Genomic DNA, 20,998 nt, shown 5'->3' with positions numbered 1-20,998 from the left:
GCGTCGTCGGTGACGCGTTCCAGTTCGACCGGGAGCGGGGTGCGCGTGCCCTCGATGCGACACCGCCTCGTCCGCTCCGGCCGGGCGCCGCGGCCGGAAGGCGTCGTCCAGCAGGTCCCACAGGGTGCGCGGGGTCTTCACGTCGGGGGCGTGGTTCGGCGGGCCGACCACCGCCCCGGCGCCCTTGACCTCGACGGCCCTGCCGTTCGGCTTGAGGGTGGCGGTGACCGGCCCGCCGGAGGTGTCGTCGTACCGGCCGTCGCTGTTGCCGTAGGAGTGCGGTTCCTCGCCGCCGGGCGCACCGGACGTGCCGCTGCCGACGAGGACGACCAGCCGTCCGTCCTCGTCGGTCTGCATGCGGCCCAGGGGTACGTCGACGCCGAGGAAGGTGCCGCCGTCGAACTCCACCCGCTTCCCGCTGCCGGGGACGAGGGTCTTGCGGCCGGGGTCGATGACCAGCCCCTCGCGGCCGGCCTGCAGGACGGCGTGGTCGGATTCCTGACGGACGGTCGGAAGCCGCGCGCCCGGACGCCGCCGTGGGCACCGGCACGGCACGGCCGCGGCGGGGAGGGCCCCCCGGCGTACGGGGGTCGGACGGCCCCGGCCGCCACGGGCCTCCGCCGGCGGGGTGCGCGACCCGGGGGGCCACGGAGTTCAGGTGCGGGGGATGCCGGACGTCACGGGCCGCTGCCGGGCGGGGACTTCGGGCGGCTCGTTCGCGGCCGCCCAGGACGCCCGGCGCTCTGCCACGGGCATGGTGTGCCCCTCTCGAACGAGGTCGCATTCGAAGTAATCGACCGACACGCCGACCACCACAGACCCGACCCCGGCGAACTCGCCCGGACGGCGGCGCGAACGGGGCCGCCGCGGCAGGTCGATCGGCTCGCCGCCGGCGCAGCTGACGCCGCGCCAGGCCGCCGACACCGCCTCGCCTCCCGGACGGGGCGGCGGGCCTCGACCGGGGTGACCACACCGCTCGCCCGGGGGCCCCGCTGCGCGACGCGGCGAGTGTTACGTTAGCGAGCCTAAGGAAAAGACATGAGGAGTACGACCATGGCAGAGCGTCCGGCCCGCAGGCCCCGGAAGCCGCACACCGCACACGTCGTCCGCACCGAGCGGCTCACCCCCCACATGCAGCGCGTCGTGCTGGGGGGCGACGGCCTGGCCGAGATCACGGCCGGCACCTACACCGACCACTACGTGAAGATACTGTTCGGCGCCGAGGGCGTGACCTACCCCGAACCGTTCGACCTGGAGCGGATCCGCGAGGAGTTCCCCCGCGAGCAGTGGCCGGTGACCCGGACGTACACCGTCCGCGCCTGGAACCCCGAACTGCGCGAACTGACCCTCGACTTCGTCGTCCACGGCGACGAGGGCCTCGCCGGACCGTGGGCGGTGCGCGCCCGGCCCGGCGATGTCGTCCGGTTCATGGGCCCCGGCGGCGGCTACGCACCCGACACCGCCGCCGACTGGCACCTGCTGGCCGGCGACGAGAGCGCACTGCCCGCCGTCGCCGCGGCCCTGGAGGCCCTGCCCGCCGACGCCGAGGTGCGCGCCTTCGTCGAGGTCGCCGGCCCCGAGGAGGAGCAGAAGCTCGACTCCCCCGCCGAGGTCGTCTGGCTGCACCGCGGCGACCGCCCCGTCGGCGAGCTGCTCGTCGAGACCGTCCGTGCACTGGAGTTCCCCGAGGGCCGGGTGCACGCCTTCGTCCACGGCGAGGCCGGCTTCGTCAAGGACCTCCGCGCACTCCTGCGCGTGGAGCGGAGCATCCCCCGCGAGGACCTCTCCATCTCCGGCTACTGGCGCCTCGGCCACAACGAGGACGGCTGGCAGGCCTCCAAGCGCGAGTGGAACGCCCAGGTCGAGGCGGAACAGGAGACCCCCGCCCCCTGAGCCCCACTCCCCCGATACGGCCGACGCCCCTCGGCAACGGAGACCCCTCCGCAGCAAGGGCCCTTCCGGGCGGCCCGCGTCGGCGGACCGCGGCCGCGAACCGACCCGCCGACGCGGAGGGCGGCGCGCGGGAGGGGGCGCGACCACAATGGGCGGCATGGACGCTGCGCAGGAGTACGTCGACGCGATCGCCCCGGAGCACCGCCCGCTGTTCGACCGCGTGAGCGGCCTGATCATGGAGGTGTGCCCGGAGGCGATCCCGACGCTCTCGTACGGGATGCCGACCTACCGGGTCGGAAAGCGCCGGCTCCACGTCGGCGCCTGGCAGCACGGCATCTCGATCTACGGCTGGGGGAGGGACCGCGACGGCGGCTTCAGCTCCCGGCATCCCTCGCTCGTCAGTGGGCGGGGGACCATCCGGCTGCGCTCCCAGGACGCGGCGGAGGTCACCGACGACGAGCTGCGCGATCTCGTCCGCGCCGCGCTGGAAGCCTGAGCGGCCCGCCGCCGGAGCGGCCCCTCCTCCGGCGGGCCGTCCGGCCCGGCGATCGGGTCGGTCCGGACGGCCGGGCACCGGCGCCACCGGGTGGGCCGGCGGCCGCGGGTCGGTGACGAGGTCATCCTGCTCTCGCTGCTGCGCGGCGGGGCGGCCGGCGACGGCGTCCACCTGTTGGACGTGCGCCTCGGCGGCGAGGACTACGGCTTCCTGCTGCGCAAGGACGAGCCGGAATTCCTCCGCGCGGTCGACACCGCGCTGGCGGAGGTCTTCGCCTCCCCGCGTACCCGGAGCTCATCAGGTCGTGGTTCTGTGCGGAGCTCCCCGGTCCGGGCTTCGGCCTGGAAATGGATCCGGCGGACGACGCGTTCGTGCCGGCCGGGCACCGGCGGACGACGGAGGGAATTCCCGGACCGCTCGGCGGCCACGCCCCGGCGGCGTGAATTCCGGAAACGCGGAACGACGGGCTCCGACATGCGGGGCCCTTGAACGATCGACTACGAATCAATAGGGGGTCCGTCACGGGTACGGGAAATGCGCCGGCGCACACCGCCGACCACGTCCTGCAGCAGGAGTTCAAGGAGGTCATGGCCTGCGTGGCCACGCCCGTGTCGGTCGTGACGGCGATGGCCGGCGCCGGCCTGCCCTCCGGTGCGACGGTCAGCGCCTTCACCTCGCTGTCGATCGACCCGCCGATGGTGGTGGTCGCGCTCGACAGCAGGTCGCGGACGCTCGATGCGATCCGCGAGTGCGGCGCCTTCGGCCTCGACATCCTCGGCGCCGAACAGGCCGACGTGGCCCTGTCGTTCGCCGCCAAGGGCGGCGCCGAGAAGTGCCGCGGCACGGCCTGGGACATCGACCGGGGCCCGCCGCGGATCGACCGGTCGCCGGCCTGGGTCGCCTCGACGGTGGCGGACCTGGCCGACGGCGGCGACCACGTCATCGTCCTCGGCCGGGCCCGGGCGGCGGAGGTGACCGGCGGCCGGCCGCCACTGGTCTACCGCCGCCGCAGTTTCGGCACCCACCTGCCGGACGGCGTCCCCCCGACGCGCGCACCGGCGCCGACGCGCGCCGGCTGACCGCCCGCCACGGATTTGCCGCGTTCGCCGGAATTTCCGCGGCGAACGCGGCATCCCTGCGGCAATCCTTTCGTCTCGCACTGTGAGAAGTCGAACTCTTCCCGTTAGGCGGTCAGCTGACGGCGTGTACGCTGGCCGCCATGGGAAATATGGTCAGAGTCGGTCTGCTCGGGTGTGGAACTGTCGGGGAGGCATTCGCAGAATTGCTCGTCGAGCGTTGCGGCGCCGTCGAGGACGTGACGGGAATTTCCCTGGAACTCGTCCGGATAGCCGTCCGCGACCCGAGCCGGCCGCGATCCGCGAAACTCGACCCGACCCTGTTCACGGGGGACGCGTACGACGTCGTCAAGGCCGATGACATCGACGTCGTGGTCGAGCTGATCGGCGGCACCGCACCCGCCCGCGAACTGATCCTCGCGGCGCTGGGCGCGGGCAAGTCGGTCGTCACCGCCAACAAGGAGCTCGTCGCGAGCGCCGGCCCCGAGCTGTACGCCGCGGCCGACCGCGCGGGCGTCGACTTCTTCTTCGAGGCCGCCGCGGTCGCGGCCGTGCCGATCCTGCGTCCGATCCGGGAGTCGCTCGTCGGCGAGGACGTCACCCGGGTCGCCGGCATCGTCAACGGCACCACCAACTACATCCTCACCCGGATGACGGCCGACGGCCTCGGCTTCGACGAGGCCCTGGCGAAGGCCCAGGAACTCGGCTACGCCGAGCCGGACTCCACCGCCGACATCACCGGCGCCGACGCGGCCTCCAAGCTCGCCATCCTCTCCTCGCTGGCGTTCAACCGGTCGGTCGCCGCCGACGACGTCGCCCGCGAGGGCATCGTCGGCCTCGACCCCGAGGACTTCGAGCTCGCCGCCCAGTTCGGCTACGTGATCAAGCTGCTCGCGGTCGCCGACCGCTTCCCCGGCGACAGCGGCACCGAGGCCGACGCGCAGATCGGCGCCCAGGTGTTCCCCGCCCTGGTCGAGCGGGACCACCCGCTGGCCACCGTCCGGGACAGCTTCAACGCCGTGTTCGTCACCACTTCGGCCGCCGGCGAGCTCATGTTCTACGGGCGCGGCGCGGGCCCCCGCCCGTCGGCCTCCTCGATCCTGGGCGACGTCGCCGCCGCCGCGGACCACCTGCGCCGCGGCACCCACCGCCGGGTGCCGGTCGGTACGCCCGCGGCGATCCGGCCCACCGAGGACCTCGAGTACTCCTTCTACGTCCGCACCGAGGTCGACGAGGCGCCCGGCGTCCTGTCCCAGGTCACCGGCGTGTTCGGACGCCACGGCGTCTCCATCCGCAAGGTCGACCAGCACGGCTCCGAGTCGCAGGCCCGGGTCGTCTTCGTCACCTTCCCGGCCACCGAGCGCGCCCTGAACACCGCGCTCGACGAGCTGCGCGGCCTGGGCCACGTCCGGGGCGTCGGCCGGGTCCTGCGGATCTTCGCGTAGCCGTCCGACATCGGTTCCCGTGGCCGCCGACCGTCCCCGGTCGGCGGCCACGGACGCTTCTCCGCCACCGGCGCCGGACGGCCCGGGCCGCTCCGGCCGCTCCGGTCACTCCGGGGGGCCTGCGGGGTCGCCGTCGAACACCCGCCGGAGCAGCTCGTGCAGTCGGGTGCGCTCGGCCGCGGAGAGCGGGGCGAGGATCTCCGCCTGCACGGCCTCGGCCTCGTCCTGCAGTTCCCGCAGGGCCGTCCGCCCGGCGTCGGTGAGGGCGACCCGGATGCGGCGGCGGTCGGCCGGGTCGCGGGAGCGTTCCACCCGGCCCGCCGCGGCGAGTTCGTCGACCACCTTGGCGATGTCGCTGGGGTCGACGGACAGCCGCACCGCGAGGTCGCGCTGCACGTGCGGGCCGAAGTCGGCGAGCGCCGCGAGCACGGCCATGTGCCACAGCCGCAGCCCCCGGGCGGCGAGCCGCTCGGCGAGCCGGGTGCGGGCGGTCCTGCCGGTACGGGACAGCAGATAGGTGCTCAGGTCCAGCAGGCTCGGCGGGACGGCAGTGGGCTCGTTCACGACCCACATTCTAGGTGCAGCCCTATAGTGGGTGCAGACCCACTGTTTTGAGGAGCATCCGTGGACGCACTGCACCCCCGCCTGCTGGTGGACCGCTTCGCCGAGACCTTCCGCTTCTACCGCTCGGTCCTGCCCGAACTCGCCGGCGCCACCCTCAGCCGCGGCAACGCCGAAGGCCCGTACGCCAGTTGGGACGTCGCCGGGCAGGGGATCCTGGCCCTGTTCGACCGTGCCGCGCTGGCCTCGGCCCTCGGCACCGACCCGGCCGGGGCGGGACCGGCCGGCGACGGCGTGATGTTCGTCTGCCGGGTCGGTGACGTGGACGCCGGGTACGACCTGTGCCTGCGGCACGGCGCCGTGCCGGTCTCCGCCCCCGCCGACCGCCCCGCGTGGGGGCCGGGCCTGCGCACCGCGCACCTCCGCGACCCCGAGGGCACCCTGGTCGAGCTGCAGTCGTACTGAACCGCCCGGCCGCCGCACCCCCTGCGCCCGCTGCCGCCGCGCCTCCTGACGCTCCGTGGGCGGCCGGCGGCGGGCTCAGTACTCGTTCTTGATGACGAAGTACGAGCCGCGGATCGTGCCGGCGAGCTTCGACTTCTGCCGCGCGAACTTGAACGCGGAGAGCTCCTCCGGGACCTCCATCCCCTCGGACAGCTTGAAGCCGACCGCCCGTTTCTTGGCGTCGTCGACGGTGTACATCACGTTGATCGACAGCCCGCTCTCGTAGAACACGTAGGCCATCCGGATGTTCTCGACCTGGAAGGACGTGGCCTCCAGCGGCCGGGACGAGACGACGATCCCGCGTTCCTCGCTGAGCACCCGGTGCACCCAGTCGACGACCTCCGCGGCGTCGCCGGCCGGCTCCACGGTGAAGACGTGGTCGTACTTGTTCTTGAAGTAGCGGGCCTCGTTCGCCCGCAGGCCGGCGAGCGCCTCGGCCACGGGCGACGACTCCAGGCCGGCGGTCGATACGGTGTGGAAATCCACGGTGTGGGTCAAGGCGGAGCCCTTCTCGGTGACGACGCGGGTGGATGACCGGGCCCTCGGCCGAGCGCTTCCGAAGGCGTGCCGTGCGGTGATCGTAATCCGGCACCCGGCTGCGGCGACGGACGTCGGCGGTGCGCCGCAACGGGCACGAACGGCGGCCGGCGGGGGCGGGGGCGGGGCGGGCGGGTCGCGGCCGCCTCCCGGGCGCGCGTGGTACCGCGGTACTACGCCGCGGCCGATGATCACCCCCGGGTACCACGGTTCGCGCCGCGGCGGAACCTAGCGTTGCCGGTGAGGCGGTCGGGAGGTCCGGCCCTCGAGGACGTAGGGGTGACCGATGATCGAGGCGCACCAGCTGACGAAGCGGTACGGGGAGAAGACCGCGGTCGACGGACTGGACTTCACCGTCCGGCCGGGCACCGTCACCGGATTCCTCGGCCCGAACGGGGCGGGCAAGTCCACCACGATGCGGATGATCGTCGGCCTGGACGCCCCCACCAGCGGGACGGTCCTGGTCAACGGCCGCCGCTACGCGGGCCACCGCGCCCCGCTGCAGGAGGTCGGCGCGCTGCTGGAGGCCAAGTCGATCCACCCCGGCCGCTCGGCGTTCAACCACCTCATGGCGCTGGCGCACACCCACGGCATTCCGCGCAGCCGGGTCGACGAGGTCATCGGCCTCACCGGGCTGCAGTCGGTCGCCAAGCGGCGCGCCGGTGCGTTCTCCCTCGGCATGGGCCAGCGCCTGGGCATCGCGGCGGCGCTGCTCGGCGACCCCGCCACCGTGATGCTGGACGAGCCGGTGAACGGTCTCGACCCGGAGGGCGTGCTGTGGATCCGCAACCTCCTGACCGGCCTCGCCGAGGAGGGCCGCACCGTCTTCGTCTCCTCGCACCTGATGAGCGAGGTCGCCCTGGTCGCCGACCACCTGATCGTCGTCGGCCGCGGCCGGCTGCTCGCCGACACCACCGTGCAGGAGCTCGTCCGGCAGGCCGGCGGCGACGTGGTGAAGGTCGCCACCGCCGACCCGGGCCGCCTGCGCGAGGTCCTCGCCGGACCCGGCGTGGAGATCACCGGACAGGCCGGCTCCGAGGAGCTCCTCGTCACCGGCCTGACGGCCCGCACCATCGGCCTCACGGCCGCCGAGCACGGCATCGCCCTGTTCGAACTGGCCACCCGCACCGTCTCCCTGGAGGAGGCCTTCATGGACCTCACCCGGGACGCCGTGGAGTACCACGGCTCCACCACCGGCATCGAGTCCCAGGAGCGTGCCGCATGAGCACCGTCGCACCGAACCGGGCCCCGGCGCCCGCCGCCGGGCGGGCCGCCCGCCCCGCCTACCGGGTGACCGGGGCGCGCGTCCTGCGCTCGGAGTGGGCCAAGATGTGGTCGCTGCGCTCCACCTGGATCACCCTCGGCCTCGGCCTGCTGTTCCTGGTGGCGTTCGGCCTGATCGCCGCGTACCAGTTCAAGTCGCGGCTCACCTCGGGCCGGCCGATGGAGCGCGACTTCGCCAGCTCGACCGCGCTCAGCCTGTCGCTGTTCGGCACGAACTTCGCGCAGCTCGCCCTCGGCGTCCTCGGTGTCCTGGTCGCCGCCGGCGAGTACTCGACCGGCATGATCCGCTCCACCCTGGCCGCGGTGCCGCGCCGCCTGCCGGTGCTGTGGTCCAAGGCCGTGGTGTTCGGGGCGGTCGCGCTGCTCGTGGGCACCGCCGGGGTGTTCGCCGCCTTCGTCGCCGACAGCCGGATCGTCGCGGGCACCCGCGCCGCGATGGTTCTGTCGGACGCCGGGGTGGTGCGCAGCCTGCTGGGTGCGGGCCTCTACCTCGGGCTGGTCGGGGTGATCGGCGTCGCCCTGGGTGCGCTGCTGCGGTCGGTGGCGGGCGGCATCTCGGTGCTGATCGGCACGCTGATGCTCGTCCCGGGCCTGGTGTCGCTGCTGCCGAGCTCGTGGCAGGACGACCTGAGCCCCTACCTGCCGAGCCACGCCGGCGAGGCGATGTTCACGCTGCACCACGACGCGGCGACGCTGTCGCCGACGGCGGGCCTGGTGGTCTTCCTGCTGTGGACGGTGGCGGCCCTGACCGGCGCGGCCGTCCGCCTGGTGCGCACCGACGCCTGAGACACTGCGCGCGGCGCGGCGCCCGGCACCGTCCGGGCGCCGCGGCGGCCTTCCCGCCCACCATGGACAGGTGAGATCCGTGTACCACCAGGAGAGTGCCGCCCCCGGCCCGGCCGTGCCGGAGGCCGCGGGCGGCGACCCGCTGTCCGGGCACCCGTTCTTCGTCCGCCTCGCCCGGGCCGGGCAGCGGCTGCGGGAGCTGGACCGCCGCCGTCCGTGGATCCTGGACACCGCGGTGGTGGCCGTCGTCTTCCTGGTGTTCTGCCTCCCGGACCTGGTGCACGGCGACGGGGACCACGGGCCGCGCGAGCACCGGATCGTCTTCACGCAGCTGCCCGTGCCGGCGATGCTCGCGCTGCAGGCGGGGCTGGTGCTGCCGCTGCTGTGGCGCCGGCGGCGGCCGACGGCCGCGTTCGCCGTGGTGATGGCGGTGTTCGTGCTGCAGTGGTCGATCGGCGCGGCGCTGCGCGCGGACGTGGCGCTGCTGGTGGCGCTGTACTCCCTCGCGCTGCACGGGCGGCTGCGGGACCTGGCGTGGGCGTGCGCCGCGGTGGCGCTCGGCATGGCGGTGGTCGCGGTGCGGGTGTCGTCCGCGGTGTCGGTCTGGGACGGCCTGTTCTTCCTGTTCGCCGCGGTGACGGCCGCGGTCGCGCTGGGCATCGCGATGCGGATCCGGCGGGCGCAGCTGGCCGGGCTGCGGGAGCGCGCGGCGCGGCTGGAGGTCGAACGGGACCAGCGCAGCCGGCTGGCGGCCGCCACCGAGCGCAGCCGGGTGGCGCGGGAGATGCACGACATCATCGGCCACAACCTGTCGGTGATCATCACGCTGGCGGACGGCGGCGCGTACGCGGCCGGGACGTCTCCGGAGCGGGGCCGGGAGGCGCTGGTGCTGATCGGGGACGCCGGGCGGCAGGCGCTGGGCGAACTGCGGCGGATGCTCGGCGTGCTGCGCGAGCGGGGGGACGGCGGACCGGAGCTCGCGCCGCAGCCGGGCATCGCCGACATCGACGGGTTGTGCGCGCGGATCCGGGCGGCCGGGCCGCGGATCGCCTACCGTTCCGAGGGTGATCTGGACGGGCTGGACCGCGGGGTGCAGTTGATGGCGTACCGCATCGTCCAGGAGGCGCTGACGAACGCGCTGAAGCACGCGGGGCCGCAGACGCGGGCGCGGGTGTCGGTGGCGGCCGACGGGGACCGGCTGCGGGTGCGGGTCGACGACAGCGGACCGCCGGGCGGCGCGACCGGGCCGCGGGCCGGCGGCGAGGGCCACGGGATCGCGGGGATGCGGGAGCGGGCCGCGCTGTACGGTGGCACGGTCGTGGCGGGTCCGGCGGGAGGCGGGTGGTCGGTGGTCGCCGATCTCGACCTGTCGCCGGTCTCCGACCCGGCGGGCGGCCCGGTGTGACGACGGTCCTGATCGTGGACGACCAGCCGCTGCAGCGGTACGGCTTCCGGATGCTGTTGGAGAGCCAGCCGGACACCGCGGTGGTCGGTGAGGCGGGGCACGGGGCGGAGGCCGTCCGCCTCACCGCGGAGCTGCGGCCGGACGTGGTGCTGATGGACATCCGGATGCCGGGCATGGACGGCATCGAGGCGACCCGGCTGATCGTCGCGTCCGGCGGGCGGTCCCGGGTGCTCGTCCTGACGACGTTCGACCTCGACGAGTACGCGCACGCGGCGCTGCGCGCGGGCGCGAGCGGCTTCCTGCTGAAGGACGCCCGCCCGGAGGAACTGCTGGCGGGGATCCGGGCGGTGGCGGAGGGGGACGCCGTGGTGGCGCCGGCGGTGACCCGGCGTCTGCTCGACGCGTACGCCCACCGTCTGCCGGGGCCGCCGGGTGCGGCCGACCGGGATCCGCGGCTCGCGGCGCTGACGGACCGGGAGCGGGAGATCCTGGTCGCGGTCGGGCGGGGCTGGACGAACGGCGAGATCGCGCAGCGCCTGGTGCTGTCGGAGTCGACGGTGAAGACGCACGTCGGCCGGGTGCTGGCGAAGATCGGTGCCCGGGACCGCGTACAGGCCGTCATCTTCGCCTACGACGTGGGGCTGACCCGGCCGAACCCGCCGGCCTGACCCTCCGTCGGCGGCCGGTGGATCGGACGGTCCGCCGGCCGGGGGAACGGGTGTCCGTACGATGTCCGTGATCCGTTCCGCCCGTACCGCCGCTGCCGTGACCGCGTCCGCCCCCGGGAGCCCGCTGCATGGGTACGTTCACCCCGCCTGCGCCGCCGGCGTTCCGTGGGTCGTCCCGCACCGGGAAGGCGGCCCGGGTCGTCACGGACGTCCTCGCGCCGGCCAACCTGGTGATCGCTCTGCTGCTGCTCGTCGGCCGGCACAGCACCCGCAGCTGGACGGGCTCGGCTGGGGGCTGCTCGGCGCCCTGTTCTGCGGCGTCGTCCCGCTCGGCCTGATCCTCCTGGGCGTGCGGCGGGGCTCCCTGACGGACAAGCACATCCGGTTGCGCCGCCAGCGCCTCGTCCCGATGAGCGCGAGCCCGCTCTCCGTCGTCCTCGGTCTCGTCCTGCTCCGTGTGGCCGGTGCGCCCCGGGAGGTCTCCGCCCTGGTGGTCGCGATGCCCGTGGGCCTGGTCTCGTCCCTGGCGGTGACCGTCCGGTGGCAGATCTCCCTCCACAACTCGGTGGCGAGCGGCAGCGCGATGATCCTCGTGCTGGCGTTCGGGCCGGTGATGCTCCTCGCGTTCGCGGGTGCCGCGGCCGTCGGCTGGTCCCGGCTCGTCCTCGGGGCGCACACCCTCGCGCAGGTCCTGGCCGGCACCGCGCTCGGCGGCACGGCCGCGGCCGCCTTCGCGCTGCTGCGCTGACCGGCGGCCGCACGGGCACGGCCCGCCCGGGGAGCGGGCGGGCCGTGCCGTGCGATGCCGGTGCGGTGCGGCGCCGGGCGAAGGAAAGGGCCTACATCGGGGTCGGCTTGATCAGGGCGAACGGGGCGCCCTGGGCGTCGGCGACCACGGACATCCGGCCGGCCATCATGTCGAACGGCGGGGCGAGCACGGTGCCGTTGCGCTTGACCAGGGCGTCGACGGTGGCGTCGACGTCGTCGACCGCGAAGTAGGTCAGCCAGTGCGCGGGGGTGCCGGGCGGGTCGTTCGCGAGCAGGGTGACGCCGCCGACCGCGCGGCCGCCGACCCGCAGTTCCCAGTAGGAGTCGGCGCCGGCCAGCGGCTCGATCTCGATGCCGAACGCATCCCCGTAGAAGGCTGCTGCGGCCGGGACGTCGGTGGTGTGCAGCTCGTTCCAGGTGAGCGCACCCGCCTCGTTGGCGACCTGGGCGCCGGAGAACTCGCCGGGCTGCCAGACGCCGAACACCGCTCCCTGCGGGTCCGCGGCGACCAGCATCCGGCCCAGGTTGCCGACGTCCATGGTCGGGACGAGCAGGGTGCCGCCCGCGGCGACGACCGCGTCCTGGGTGGCCGGGGCGTCGGTGCTGGCGAGGTAGCTCGTCCACACGGTCGGCGGTTCCGGCATGCCCTCCGGGGCCATCGCCGGGCCGATGCCGGCCACGGCCCTGCCGTTGAGCTCGCAGACCGCGTACCCGCCGAACTCGGCCGGGCCGGGCCGGCCCTGCCAGCCGAGCAGGTCGCGGTAGAAGTCCAGCGCGGCCTGCTGGTCCTTCGCCATCAGGTCGACCCAGCACGGGGTGCCGGTCGCGTAGGGGGTGGTGACTTCGGGCATGTTCGCTCCTTCGAACGGGCTCTCCCGTCACCTTGTCGTCACCGAACGGAGCCGGCCGGGTGCGACACGCAGTCACGGCGGAGCTTTCCGCCGCGGGCCGGGCCGGGCGTCACCGCCCCGGTACGCGCCTGCAGCAGGCCGGTGGTGAACGTCCCGTGATCGGCCGGCACCCGTCCGACGTCGTGGTGGCGGGAGGGGAACCGGCCGTCCGCCACGGGTTCGTGGCGCAGCGTGCCGACGCCCCCGCCGGCGGGACCCGGGCCCGTCCCGGCAGTGAGCGTCCGATATTGCGCGCAGCCGTCCGCCCGTCTGCCGCAGACTGAGGCCGGAGCAGATCGCGAACTGGAGGATGATCATGGTTGAACGGCCCCTGACGCTGATGGCGGTGCACGCCCATCCCGACGACGAGGCCACCGGGACGGGCGGCGTGCTCGCGCGGTACGCGGCGGAGGGCGTCCGCACCGTCCTGGTCACGTGTACGGACGGCGGGTGCGGCGACGGGCCGGGGGGCGTCAAGCCGGGCGACCCCGGGCACGACCCGGCGGCCGTGGCGGCGATGCGCCGCCGCGAACTGGAGGCGAGCTGCGAGGTCCTGGGCATCGACCACCTGGAGCTGTTGGAGTACGCGGACTCCGGGATGATGGGCTGGGCGGCCAACGACGCGCCCGGTTCGTTCTGGCGGACACCCGTCGCGGAGGGCGCGGCCCGCCTCGCCGAGCTTCTGCGGAAGTACGAGCCCGACGTGGTGGTGACCTACGACGAGAACGGCTTCTACGGCCACCCCGACCACATCCAGGCGAACCGCATCACGATGACGGCACTGGAGACGACCGGGCTGAAGCCGAAGGTGTACTGGACGACGGCGCCGCGCTCGCAGATGCAGCGGTTCGGCGAGGTCATGCGGGAGTTCGGCGCGGACTGGGAGGAGCCGGATCCGGCGGAGGCCGCCGCGCTGGCCGAGATCGGACTGCCCGACGAGGAGATCACCACCTGGGTGGACACCACCGCGTTCGGCGACCGGAAGTTCGACGCGCTGGCCGCGCACGCCAGCCAGGGCGAGAACATCTTCTTCCTGAAGATGGGCAAGGAGCGGTTCACCGAACTGATGGGCGTGGAGACCTTCGTGCGGGTCCGGGACACCACCGGTGCGGCCGTGCCCGAGAACGACCTCTTCGCCGGCCTGCGCTGACCGCGAGCGCGACGCAGGCACCACCGCGGCCGGACCCGGAGGAACGGGTCCGGCCGCGGCCGTTCCCGGGACGGGGCACGGCGGCGCCGACCGGTCGTGTACGGCCCTGGCCCTTCGGCGGGGAGCGACCCGCCGAACGGGGGGATGAGCGGCCCGCCGGTCGGCGGGTGGTGTTTCGGCCGGTCGGCGGATGCCGCAGGTCATGGTCGCATGATCGTATGATCGGGCAGAGCGGCAAGGAGGTCTGACGGTGCGTCGCCTGAGCTCCCTGCCCGTACCCGAACTGGCCGACGGCCCGGTGGTGCTCCGCCGGCCCGGGGCCGCGGACGCCGCGACCGTCCTGGCCGGCACCCGCGACCCGCTGGTCCGCGAGTTCATGCAGGGGGTGATCCCCCATCAGGACCTCGACGCGGCCGAGCGCTGGCTCGCCGACATCCCGGCACGCCTCTGGGCACTCGACCGGGCGGCCTACTTCACTGTGGCATCGGTCACGGACGGCAGCGCCGTCGGCTGGGCCGAACTCGTCGACCTGCGCCCCGACGAGGGCGCCGCGGAGGCCGCAGTGTGGCTGCTCCCCGAGGCGCGGAGCCTCAGAACGGCCACCTCCGCCCTGCGCTCGCTCTGCCGCTTCGGCTTCGAACAGCTCGAACTGAGCCGGATTGACGCGTACGCTGCGGCAGATAACATGCCTGTTCAGGTAGTTGGTGCCTACATCGGATTCCGCCGCGCCGGATTCCGGCCCGGGCTGTTCCGCAGTTCGCGGACGCAGGCCCTGCACGATGCCGTACACGCGACGCTGACACCCGGGGACCTGTGCTGACGTACCGTCAGATGCACGGGGGTGTTCTGCATGGCACGCACGAGGACGGGCTCGCCCGTCGAGAGGGAGGGGACCCTGATGTCGGGGGGAACTGATGCGCCGTCCACGGAGACGGCACCCCGGGACGATTCCGACCTGCTGCGGTTCACCGCGCCCGTCGAGGGCCCGGAGGCCGGCCGGATCGACCTGGCCGTCGGGGCGACGGGCGAGTTCCGGGTGGAGCGCGTCACGGCCGGCGGCCGCGCGTTCAGAAGCGGTCGCATCGACCGGGTCTTCTTGACGCGGGTCTTGAAAGCGCTCTCATCGGCGGCACCGGGAAATGCGCAGGTCACAGCCGGTGCCGGCCCCGCGGCGACACCTTCGCGTCGCCTGTCCGCCACCGGGATGCCGTCCGGCGTCGACGCCGTCTGGGACGACGCCGCGGGCGTCCCCGTCCCCGGCATCGCCCGGGCCCTGGAGGTCCTCGCCGCCCAGGCCCTCGACCCCGCCGCGGCGGCACTGCTGCCCGCCGCCCTCGTCCACTTCGACCGGCCGGAGCCCGACCGCGACGGCGGGACCGCCGGCGCCGGCCGACCGGCCGCCGCGGTCGGCTCCGTCGGCGGCCGCCCCGCCTACGCGCTCGCCCGGCCCGGCGAGGGCTTCGGCCTGACCGCGCTCGACGACGGCACCGCGCTCGGCGGCTCCGGCACCGACGCCGGCGTCCTGCCCACCGCTGTGGCCCTCGGCCCCGCGGACGGCCGCGAACTGTTCGCGGTCGGCGGCGAGGACGGCGCCGTCCAGGTCTGGGACGCCGTCAGCGGCGACCTGCTGCACGGCACGGCCGGCGGCGAGGGCTCCCAGGCCGTCGCCGCCGCCACGGTGCACGGCGTCCCGCTCGCCTTCTCCGCCGGCCGGGCCGGCGAGATCCGCGCCTGGCGCACCGCCGACGGCCGCGGCCTCGGCCTGCTTCCCGTCGCCGGGGCCGGCGCCGACGCGCTCTGCCACGCCCGCTGCGCCGACCTGGACCTGCTCGCCGCCGGCGGCACCGACGGCCTCGTCCGGGTCTGGGACACCGCCACCGGCGAACAGCTCCACCTCCTCGTCGGCCACACCGACCGGATCACCGCGCTCGCCGTCCTCGCCCTCGGCAACCAGGCCGTACTGGCCTCGGCCGGCGCCGACGCGACCGTCCGCCTCTGGGACCTCGCCACCGGCCAGCCCGTCGCCGTCCTCACCGGCCACTCCGCCTCCGTCACCGGCCTGGCCTTCCTGCCCTCGGACGGCGACCCGCTGCTCGCCTCCTGCGCTCTCGACGGCACCCTCCGCCTGTGGGACGTCTACTCCGGGACGGCCGTCGACGGCCGCCCCACCCGCCAGGGCTGGCTCACCGCGCTCGCCGCACTGGACCACGACGGCCGCCGGGTCCTCGCGGTCGGCGACGAGCACGGCACCGTGGTGCTGTGGGACCCGTCCGGCTTCACCCGGGTCGCCGAACTCACGGCGCCCGGCGGCCACCCGGTCAACGCCCTCGCCGCCCTCGAACTCGACGGCCGGACGCGACTGGCCGTCGGCCACGGCGACGGCACCGTACGGCTGCTGGACCCCACGGGTGCCGCCGGACCGTGGACCGCGGCCGCCGACGGCGGCCCGGTGACCTCGCTCGCCGTCTGCCCCGCGGACGCCGGTCCGGTGCTCGTCTGCGGCACCGCCTCGGGCGCCGTGCGCTGCCTCGACGCCGCCACCGGCACCGACCTCCCGCTGCCGACCCCGCACACCGGGGCCGTCTCCGGCCTCGCCTTCTGCCCACCCGCCGGGGACGCACCGGCGCTGCTGGTCTCGGCCGGCCGCGACGGCACGGTCCGGGTGCGCGACGCGCTCGGCGGCGCCCAGCTGCGCCGCTTCACCGCCGACCGCGACGGCGTGACGGCCCTCGCGGCCGCCGAGGTGGCGGGCCACCAGGTCGTCGCCACCGGCGGACCGGCCGGGCGGGTCGGGCTGTGGGACGCCGCCCTCGGCCTCCCGCTGCTCGAACTCGCGGGCACGGCCGGACCGGTGGAGGTGCTCACCTTCGGGCGGATCGGCGGCCGCGAGGTGCTGGCCGCCGGCGGCGGCGACGGCGTCCTGCGGATCTGGGACGCCGGCGACGGCACGGCGGTCGGCGAGTTCACCGGCGGCGGCGCCGCGGTGCGCAGCATCACCCTGCAGGACCTCGACGGCGAGGCCCTGCTGGCCTGCGGCGACCAGCAGGCGGTGCTGCGGCTCTGGCACGTCTCCAGCGGTGCGCTGTTGAACGAGGCGGAGGTGGACCGGGTGCCGCTCGCGATCGCGTTCGGCGACACGGGCCTGTACACGGTCGGTCCGGACGGTGCGACCGCTCTCTGAGCGGCGCACCCGACGGCCACGACCGATCGACCGAAGGGCCGGCCCGCAGTGCGGCGGGCCGGCCCACCGGCGGCGCGGCAGCGCGGCCGGCACAGGCAGGCGAGAGCCTGGCGGAACTGGGGTGGGGGCACATCATGAGCGGTTCGTCGTCCTTCAAGATCGACCTCGAAGAGGTGGAGGCGGCCACCAAGGCGATCCGGGCCATGCTCGACGACCTGGAGGCGCCGACGGCACGGCTGGAGGCGGTGATCAACCAGATCAAGCCGACCGCCTACGGCAGCGAGGCCGTCGGCAAGTCGCTGAACGGCGGTACCTCCTCGGTCGGCGGGCTCCCCGAGCACCAGAAGCAGGTCTTCGAGGGGGTCAAGGCCTACCTGCAGAACTCCGCGCAGATGGCCGCCAACCTCGAACTCATGGTGCAGCGCTACCGGGAGACCGAGGCGACCCAGACCGCCGAGCTCACCCGGCTGAACGGCGGCCGCGGCGCGGAGGCCGGCACCCTCGCCTCGCCGGTCTCCACCACCCTGCTGTCGACCGTCCCGGGCACCCCGGCGTCACCGCTCGCCGCGGTCGACGGGATCCCGGCCACCGAGCCGCTGCGTGCCGTGGACGGCGTACCGGTCTCCGAGCGGCACCGCGCGACGATCGGCCTACCGCTCGCCGAACCGCTGCGCACCGTCGACGACGTACCGGTCTCCGAGCGGCACCGCGCGACGATCGGCCTACCGCTCGCCGAACCGCTGCGCACCGTCGACGGCATCAGGCCCCCCGAGCCGGTCACGCTGCCGACGCACCACGCCCCCGAGCCCGCCTTCCACACCCCCGACGCCCCCGACCTCTCGTACAACAAGCACGCGGACGACGACGTGGACCCGCCGCTGCACGGCGGGGGACGCAACATGCTCATCTGAGCCTGCCGTTCCGGACGCGCCGCCCCGGCGCCGATCCGTCCGACGCAACGTCACATGTCCAAGAGCACCGAGTCCGAGCGGGCGATCCCCGCCGACTCGGGTCCCCCGTCCCAGGCCAGCCGGCCAGCCCAAGAGAGCGACTCGTCATGATCGTGCTGCCGCCCGACCTCGCCGAAGTGCTGAAGGTCGTCCAGAGCAACGAACACGGATCCGGTGTCGTCTTCCCCGACGCGAACGAAGACCTGCTGGCGGAACTCGCCGACGCATGGGAGGCGTGGAGCGCCGCCGCCGAACCCGCCATCCGCACCATCGTCGCCAGCGCCAACCGCGCCATGGCCAACATGTCCGGCGCGGCCGCCGAGAGCTTCCAGGGGTACCTGCACAAGTACGCCGGCAGCGACCAGTCGCACGCGGCGACCACCCTCGACGCCGGTGCCGCGATGGCCCAGTCCCTGCGCGGGGCCCACCAGGCCGTCAGCCAGACCAAGTCCGAGATGGTTCGCGAACTCCAGTACGCCAAGGAGTACATGGAGCAGAACCCGGCCGGGAAGCACGACGACATCGCCCAGTCCGAGGGCATCAAGACGGCCGCGGACACCTACAACACCTACGTCGGCCAGGTCGGCACCGGCATCGACACGATGCTGCGGCAGAGCGCCGGCCACGTCGAGCGGATGACCAGCGCCGGACAGGTGGCACGGCTCGGCGGCTCCGGCGGGAGCGACAGCACCTCCCCCACCCGCACCACCGCCCCGAACGCCTCCCTCGACCCGACCACGCTGCTGCACCCCACCGCCACCACCGGCATCGACTCGCTGGCCACCGGCGCCACCCTGCCCGGCGCCCCCGGCATGCCGGCCGGGCCGCTGTCGGCACCGTACGACCCCGCATCCGCCGGACTGCCCTCGGCGGGCATGCCGGGCGCCGGCTTCGGCGGCGGAGCCCCGGGCGGCTTCGGGACGGGCGGTGGGTCCGGCGCGGGTGGCGCAGCCGCGTACAAGCCCCAACTCAGTTCCCTGCGGCCCTTCCAGCCGCCGACGCCCGCTTCCTTCTCCGGCGGGATGGGCGGTGTCGGCGGCTCGGCGACCGGCGGGGGCGGCGGCGCCCCCGTCTTCTCACCGCTCACCCCCCGCCTCGGCCTGGCCGGCCTCTCCGACCTGCCCGGTTCCACCGGTGGCCTCAGCGGTGTGGGCGGCAAGGGCGGCTCCGGCGCGCTCGCCCCGTGGAACCCGCCGACCCCGGGCAGCCCGGGGATCGGAGGCCCCGGCGGCATGATCGGCGGCATGCCGTTCGGTGGGCTCGGCGGCCCGGGCGGCGGTCGCGGCGGCGGCACGATCGGCACGCGCCCCACCTCGGGGTCCTTCAAGCCGCTGACCCCCGGCGGTGTGGGCGGCTTCGGCGGTGGAGCGCCGGGCTCCCGCGGCCTCGGTGGTCCGGGTGGCGGCGGCATCGGCGGGGCGGCCGGCGGGCGCGGCATCGGCGGCGGCGCGGCCGGTGCCCGCGGACTCGGCGGTGGTGGCGTCGGCGGTCTGGGCGGCGGCGGTGCCTCGGCCAAGGGGTTCGCCACGCGCGCCGGGCTCGGCGCCGGTGGCATCGGCGGGGCCGAGGGCGGCCTCCGGGCCGGCGGCACCGGCCCGGGCGCCGCCGGGTACGGCCGCTCCGAGGCCGGCGGCGCCACCGGCCGCAGCACCGGCCCCGCCGGCATGGCCGGGGCCCACGCCCCGGGCGGCATGGGCGGAGCCGGCGGGCGCGGCGAGAAGCGCGGCGGCAACCGTTTCCTCCGGCCCACCCGCTTCGGCTGCGAGGGGCTGGAGGACGAGGAAGAGACGCTGCTCGGCGACCGCGGCATCACCGGCCAGGCCGTCCGGCGCGAGGAGGGCGACCGCCACTGGGAGCGGATGCGCCGCCGGTGGCTCGACGCCTCCCGCACCGAGGGGCCGGCCCCGCAGGACCAGCCCGCCGTCGGCGCGGAGACCCACACGGAGCAGCACACCCTGCTCAACCAGCTGACCACCGCCCTGCTCGGCCCCGAGGCGGGCGCGGACGGCGCCGCGGCACTCGCCGGCCCCGGCGAGCCCGCCACGGGGGACGCAGCCACCACGGGAACGGGCGGCGGCAGCGGCACCGGCACGGCCACCGGCGGCGACGGGGCCGGCGGGACGGCGGCGACCGACGGCGACCGCAGCGGGGGCACCGGCACGTCCTCCTCGCCGGACGGGGACTACCTCGACCGCGCCCGGTCGGTGGCTGCCCGCCGCGGCCGCCCGGACGACGACACCGCTGCGGCCCCCGCCGGCACCGGCACCGGGTCGGGGGCGGAGGGCGAGGGCAAGCCCGCCGAGCGGGCGCCGCTCCGCGAGGAGGGCGGCTACCAGGTGCCGAGCCCGTTCCTGCGGGCAGCGCTCGCCCGGCTCGCGACCTCAGGCGGCGCGGACGGTGCCGCCCCGGGCGGCGCGGCGGCCTCCTAACCCGACCCGGCGGCGCACGACGCCGCCCACCCGCAGCCCTCCGCCGCCGTCCGCCCGCTCCCCGAGAACGGGCGGACGGCCAGCCCGAACTGGACAGAACCATGGATGAGCAGACAGACGCGGAGCAGGCCCACGCCGTGCTGCGCGAGACCGTGAGCAGCCCCCGCCTGCAGGAGACCGCGCCGCAGCCGACCGAGATCTGGGCGACCGCCGAGCCGACCGCCCGCCTCCAGCCGATGGAGCACGTCGCCCTGGCCGAGCCGACCGCCCGTCTGCAGCCCATGGAGCAGGGCATCCCGCTGGCCGAACCCACCGGAACCCACCGCCCGCCTCCAGCCCATGGAGCAGGGCATCCCGCTGGCCGAACCCACCGCCCGCCTCCAGCCCATGGAACGCGGCGTCCCCCTCACCGAACCCACCGCCCGTCTGCGGGCCGACGCGGTGGAGGCGTCCCCCACGCAGTCCACCCCGCTCGCGGCGGCGCACCGGACCGGCGTCGACGCCCAGGCCAAGCGGCTGGCGCCGACCACCGCCGCCGCTGCACAGTCCGGCGGCTCCGCGGGCAGCGGCTTCGAGGTGAACCCCGAGCAGTACCGCGCCGCGGTCAGCCCGGTACTCGCGGCGGCCGACCAGCTCACCCAACTCGTCACCGGGCTCTCGGCCTTCCTCGACCACACCCAGTCGACGGCCCCGTGGGGCAACGACGAGTCCGGCAAGAAGTTCGCGGAGGGCGAGAAGGGCTACCTGCGGTACAGCACCGACACGCTCAAGGGTCTCAAGGGCATGCCGGAGGCCGTCCGTTACGTCGCGGACGGCCTCAAGGCGATGGCCGAGAACTACCGGGCGACCGAGGAGGGCACCACCTCGGTCTTCCAGGACTCCGTTGGGAAATCCACAAACTGGGTTGGGTGATCAAGCTGCCAGGTCGAGAGCGGCGAGGTGCGAGGTTCTCGTCTTGCCGAGCGGTGTGCCGTT

The 20,998-nt window shown here is 75.0% G+C and carries 20 protein-coding genes and 1 pseudogene; 17 read left to right on the top strand and 4 right to left on the bottom strand.

Annotated elements, in window-relative coordinates; genetic code table 11:
* Positions 1-177 precede the first annotated feature (177 nt).
* Positions 178-555, bottom strand: a pseudogene (locus tag IE98_RS47295) (LodA/GoxA family CTQ-dependent oxidase); the annotation flags it as partial.
* A gap of 498 nt (positions 556-1,053) precedes the next feature.
* Here IE98_RS47295 and IE98_RS0137975 point away from each other — a divergent pair.
* From IE98_RS0137975 to IE98_RS0137955, 4 genes are all read left to right on the top strand, one after another.
* Complete coding sequence (locus tag IE98_RS0137975) at positions 1,054-1,893, top strand: siderophore-interacting protein (RefSeq protein WP_030276808.1); 840 nt, start codon at positions 1,054-1,056, stop codon at positions 1,891-1,893.
* Positions 1,894-2,050: 157 nt separating this feature from the next.
* Complete coding sequence (locus tag IE98_RS0137970; protein WP_030276807.1) at positions 2,051-2,389, top strand: iron chaperone; 339 nt, start codon at positions 2,051-2,053, stop codon at positions 2,387-2,389.
* Positions 2,390-2,976: 587 nt separating this feature from the next.
* The gene (locus IE98_RS0137960; RefSeq protein WP_052391498.1) at positions 2,977-3,468 is read left to right on the top strand and encodes a flavin reductase family protein; all 492 of its coding nucleotides are present in this window, start codon (positions 2,977-2,979) and stop codon (positions 3,466-3,468) included.
* Positions 3,469-3,608: 140 nt separating this feature from the next.
* Positions 3,609-4,910, top strand: a complete 1,302-nt coding sequence (locus tag IE98_RS0137955) for a homoserine dehydrogenase (protein ID WP_030276804.1) — start codon at positions 3,609-3,611, stop codon at positions 4,908-4,910.
* Positions 4,911-5,015: 105 nt separating this feature from the next.
* On the opposite strand, the gene IE98_RS0137950 is transcribed toward IE98_RS0137955, so the two are convergent.
* Positions 5,016-5,474 carry a MarR family winged helix-turn-helix transcriptional regulator gene (locus tag IE98_RS0137950; protein ID WP_030276803.1) on the bottom strand — a complete coding sequence of 153 codons (459 nt, stop codon included), beginning with the start codon at positions 5,472-5,474 and terminating at the stop codon, positions 5,016-5,018.
* 60 nt (positions 5,475-5,534) lie between these two features.
* Between IE98_RS0137950 and IE98_RS0137945 the strand changes: the two genes are divergently transcribed.
* Positions 5,535-5,936 (top strand): VOC family protein, encoded by a 402-nt coding sequence (locus tag IE98_RS0137945; protein WP_030276802.1) that lies wholly within the window; start codon positions 5,535-5,537, stop codon positions 5,934-5,936.
* Positions 5,937-6,011: 75 nt separating this feature from the next.
* Here the strand turns inward: IE98_RS0137945 and IE98_RS0137940 are convergent, their stop codons facing one another.
* Entirely contained in the window at positions 6,012-6,473 is a 462-nt protein-coding gene (locus IE98_RS0137940; RefSeq protein WP_030276801.1) for a hypothetical protein, read from the bottom strand.
* A gap of 325 nt (positions 6,474-6,798) precedes the next feature.
* Between IE98_RS0137940 and IE98_RS0137935 the strand changes: the two genes are divergently transcribed.
* The 6 genes from IE98_RS0137935 to IE98_RS51510 all read left to right on the top strand — a co-directional run bounded on the left by IE98_RS0137935 (position 6,799) and on the right by IE98_RS51510 (position 11,403).
* Complete coding sequence (locus IE98_RS0137935; protein WP_030276800.1) at positions 6,799-7,737, top strand: ABC transporter ATP-binding protein; 939 nt, start codon at positions 6,799-6,801, stop codon at positions 7,735-7,737.
* The gene (locus IE98_RS0137930; protein WP_030276799.1) at positions 7,734-8,582 is read left to right on the top strand and encodes an ABC transporter permease; all 849 of its coding nucleotides are present in this window, start codon (positions 7,734-7,736) and stop codon (positions 8,580-8,582) included. Before IE98_RS0137935 ends, IE98_RS0137930 begins: the two co-directional genes overlap by 4 nt.
* Before the next feature lie 79 nt (positions 8,583-8,661).
* Positions 8,662-9,987, top strand: a complete 1,326-nt coding sequence (locus tag IE98_RS0137925; RefSeq protein ID WP_052391497.1) for a DUF7134 domain-containing protein — start codon at positions 8,662-8,664, stop codon at positions 9,985-9,987.
* Positions 9,984-10,655, top strand: coding sequence for a response regulator (locus IE98_RS0137920; RefSeq protein WP_030276797.1), 672 nt, complete (start codon positions 9,984-9,986; stop codon positions 10,653-10,655). The genes IE98_RS0137925 and IE98_RS0137920 overlap by 4 nt, the downstream gene beginning before the upstream one ends.
* Before the next feature lie 128 nt (positions 10,656-10,783).
* Entirely contained in the window at positions 10,784-10,993 is a 210-nt protein-coding gene (locus IE98_RS51515) for a hypothetical protein (protein ID WP_234443844.1), read from the top strand.
* An 11-nt stretch (positions 10,994-11,004) separates the two neighbouring features.
* Entirely contained in the window at positions 11,005-11,403 is a 399-nt protein-coding gene (locus tag IE98_RS51510) for a hypothetical protein (protein WP_234443843.1), read from the top strand.
* 91 nt (positions 11,404-11,494) lie between these two features.
* Here the strand turns inward: IE98_RS51510 and IE98_RS0137910 are convergent, their stop codons facing one another.
* Positions 11,495-12,274, bottom strand: a complete 780-nt coding sequence (locus IE98_RS0137910) for a VOC family protein (protein ID WP_030276795.1) — start codon at positions 12,272-12,274, stop codon at positions 11,495-11,497.
* Positions 12,275-12,629: 355 nt separating this feature from the next.
* Between IE98_RS0137910 and IE98_RS0137900 the strand changes: the two genes are divergently transcribed.
* The 6 genes from IE98_RS0137900 to IE98_RS0137870 all read left to right on the top strand — a co-directional run bounded on the left by IE98_RS0137900 (position 12,630) and on the right by IE98_RS0137870 (position 20,935).
* The gene (locus IE98_RS0137900; RefSeq protein WP_030276792.1) at positions 12,630-13,463 is read left to right on the top strand and encodes a PIG-L family deacetylase; all 834 of its coding nucleotides are present in this window, start codon (positions 12,630-12,632) and stop codon (positions 13,461-13,463) included.
* 250 nt (positions 13,464-13,713) lie between these two features.
* Positions 13,714-14,283 carry a GNAT family N-acetyltransferase gene (locus IE98_RS45490; RefSeq protein ID WP_052391496.1) on the top strand — a complete coding sequence of 190 codons (570 nt, stop codon included), beginning with the start codon at positions 13,714-13,716 and terminating at the stop codon, positions 14,281-14,283.
* A gap of 384 nt (positions 14,284-14,667) precedes the next feature.
* Positions 14,668-16,644 (top strand): WD40 repeat domain-containing protein, encoded by a 1,977-nt coding sequence (locus tag IE98_RS0137890; RefSeq protein WP_159401184.1) that lies wholly within the window; start codon positions 14,668-14,670, stop codon positions 16,642-16,644.
* Between the two features lie 134 nt (positions 16,645-16,778).
* Positions 16,779-17,555: a hypothetical protein gene (locus IE98_RS0137885; RefSeq protein ID WP_030276788.1), complete on the top strand. Its 777-nt coding sequence runs from the start codon at positions 16,779-16,781 to the stop codon at positions 17,553-17,555.
* A gap of 146 nt (positions 17,556-17,701) precedes the next feature.
* Complete coding sequence (locus IE98_RS45485; RefSeq protein WP_030276786.1) at positions 17,702-20,023, top strand: hypothetical protein; 2,322 nt, start codon at positions 17,702-17,704, stop codon at positions 20,021-20,023.
* Positions 20,024-20,362: 339 nt separating this feature from the next.
* Positions 20,363-20,935, top strand: a complete 573-nt coding sequence (locus IE98_RS0137870) for a WXG100 family type VII secretion target (protein ID WP_030276782.1) — start codon at positions 20,363-20,365, stop codon at positions 20,933-20,935.
* The last annotated feature ends 63 nt before the right edge of the window (positions 20,936-20,998 follow it).

Origin of the sequence: Streptomyces sp. NRRL B-24484, from assembly GCF_000717715.1 — a bacterium.
Classification (GTDB): Bacteria; Actinomycetota; Actinomycetes; order Streptomycetales; family Streptomycetaceae; genus Kitasatospora.
The sequence above is the reverse complement of the archived record's forward strand: the minus strand, read 5'-3'. Positions and strand labels throughout refer to the sequence as shown.

What these genes read in the sequence shown, in the direction of transcription:
- IE98_RS0137955 (WP_030276804.1), top strand. Translation starts at nt 3,609, where the DNA reads ATGGGAAATATGGTCAGAGTCGGTCTGCTCGGGTGTGGAACTGTCGGG.
- IE98_RS0137890 (WP_159401184.1), top strand. Translation starts at nt 14,668, where the DNA reads ATGCCGTCCGGCGTCGACGCCGTCTGGGACGACGCCGCGGGCGTCCCC.
- IE98_RS0137900 (WP_030276792.1), top strand. Translation starts at nt 12,630, where the DNA reads ATGGTTGAACGGCCCCTGACGCTGATGGCGGTGCACGCCCATCCCGAC.
- IE98_RS0137910 (WP_030276795.1), bottom strand. Translation starts at nt 12,274, where the DNA reads ATGCCCGAAGTCACCACCCCCTACGCGACCGGCACCCCGTGCTGGGTC.
- IE98_RS51515 (WP_234443844.1), top strand. Translation starts at nt 10,784, where the DNA reads ATGGGTACGTTCACCCCGCCTGCGCCGCCGGCGTTCCGTGGGTCGTCC.
- IE98_RS45485 (WP_030276786.1), top strand. Translation starts at nt 17,702, where the DNA reads ATGATCGTGCTGCCGCCCGACCTCGCCGAAGTGCTGAAGGTCGTCCAG.
- IE98_RS0137930 (WP_030276799.1), top strand. Translation starts at nt 7,734, where the DNA reads ATGAGCACCGTCGCACCGAACCGGGCCCCGGCGCCCGCCGCCGGGCGG.
- IE98_RS0137975 (WP_030276808.1), top strand. Translation starts at nt 1,054, where the DNA reads ATGGCAGAGCGTCCGGCCCGCAGGCCCCGGAAGCCGCACACCGCACAC.
- IE98_RS0137885 (WP_030276788.1), top strand. Translation starts at nt 16,779, where the DNA reads ATGAGCGGTTCGTCGTCCTTCAAGATCGACCTCGAAGAGGTGGAGGCG.
- IE98_RS0137935 (WP_030276800.1), top strand. Translation starts at nt 6,799, where the DNA reads ATGATCGAGGCGCACCAGCTGACGAAGCGGTACGGGGAGAAGACCGCG.
- IE98_RS0137960 (WP_052391498.1), top strand. Translation starts at nt 2,977, where the DNA reads ATGGCCTGCGTGGCCACGCCCGTGTCGGTCGTGACGGCGATGGCCGGC.
- IE98_RS0137870 (WP_030276782.1), top strand. Translation starts at nt 20,363, where the DNA reads ATGGAGCAGGGCATCCCGCTGGCCGAACCCACCGCCCGCCTCCAGCCC.
- IE98_RS0137970 (WP_030276807.1), top strand. Translation starts at nt 2,051, where the DNA reads ATGGACGCTGCGCAGGAGTACGTCGACGCGATCGCCCCGGAGCACCGC.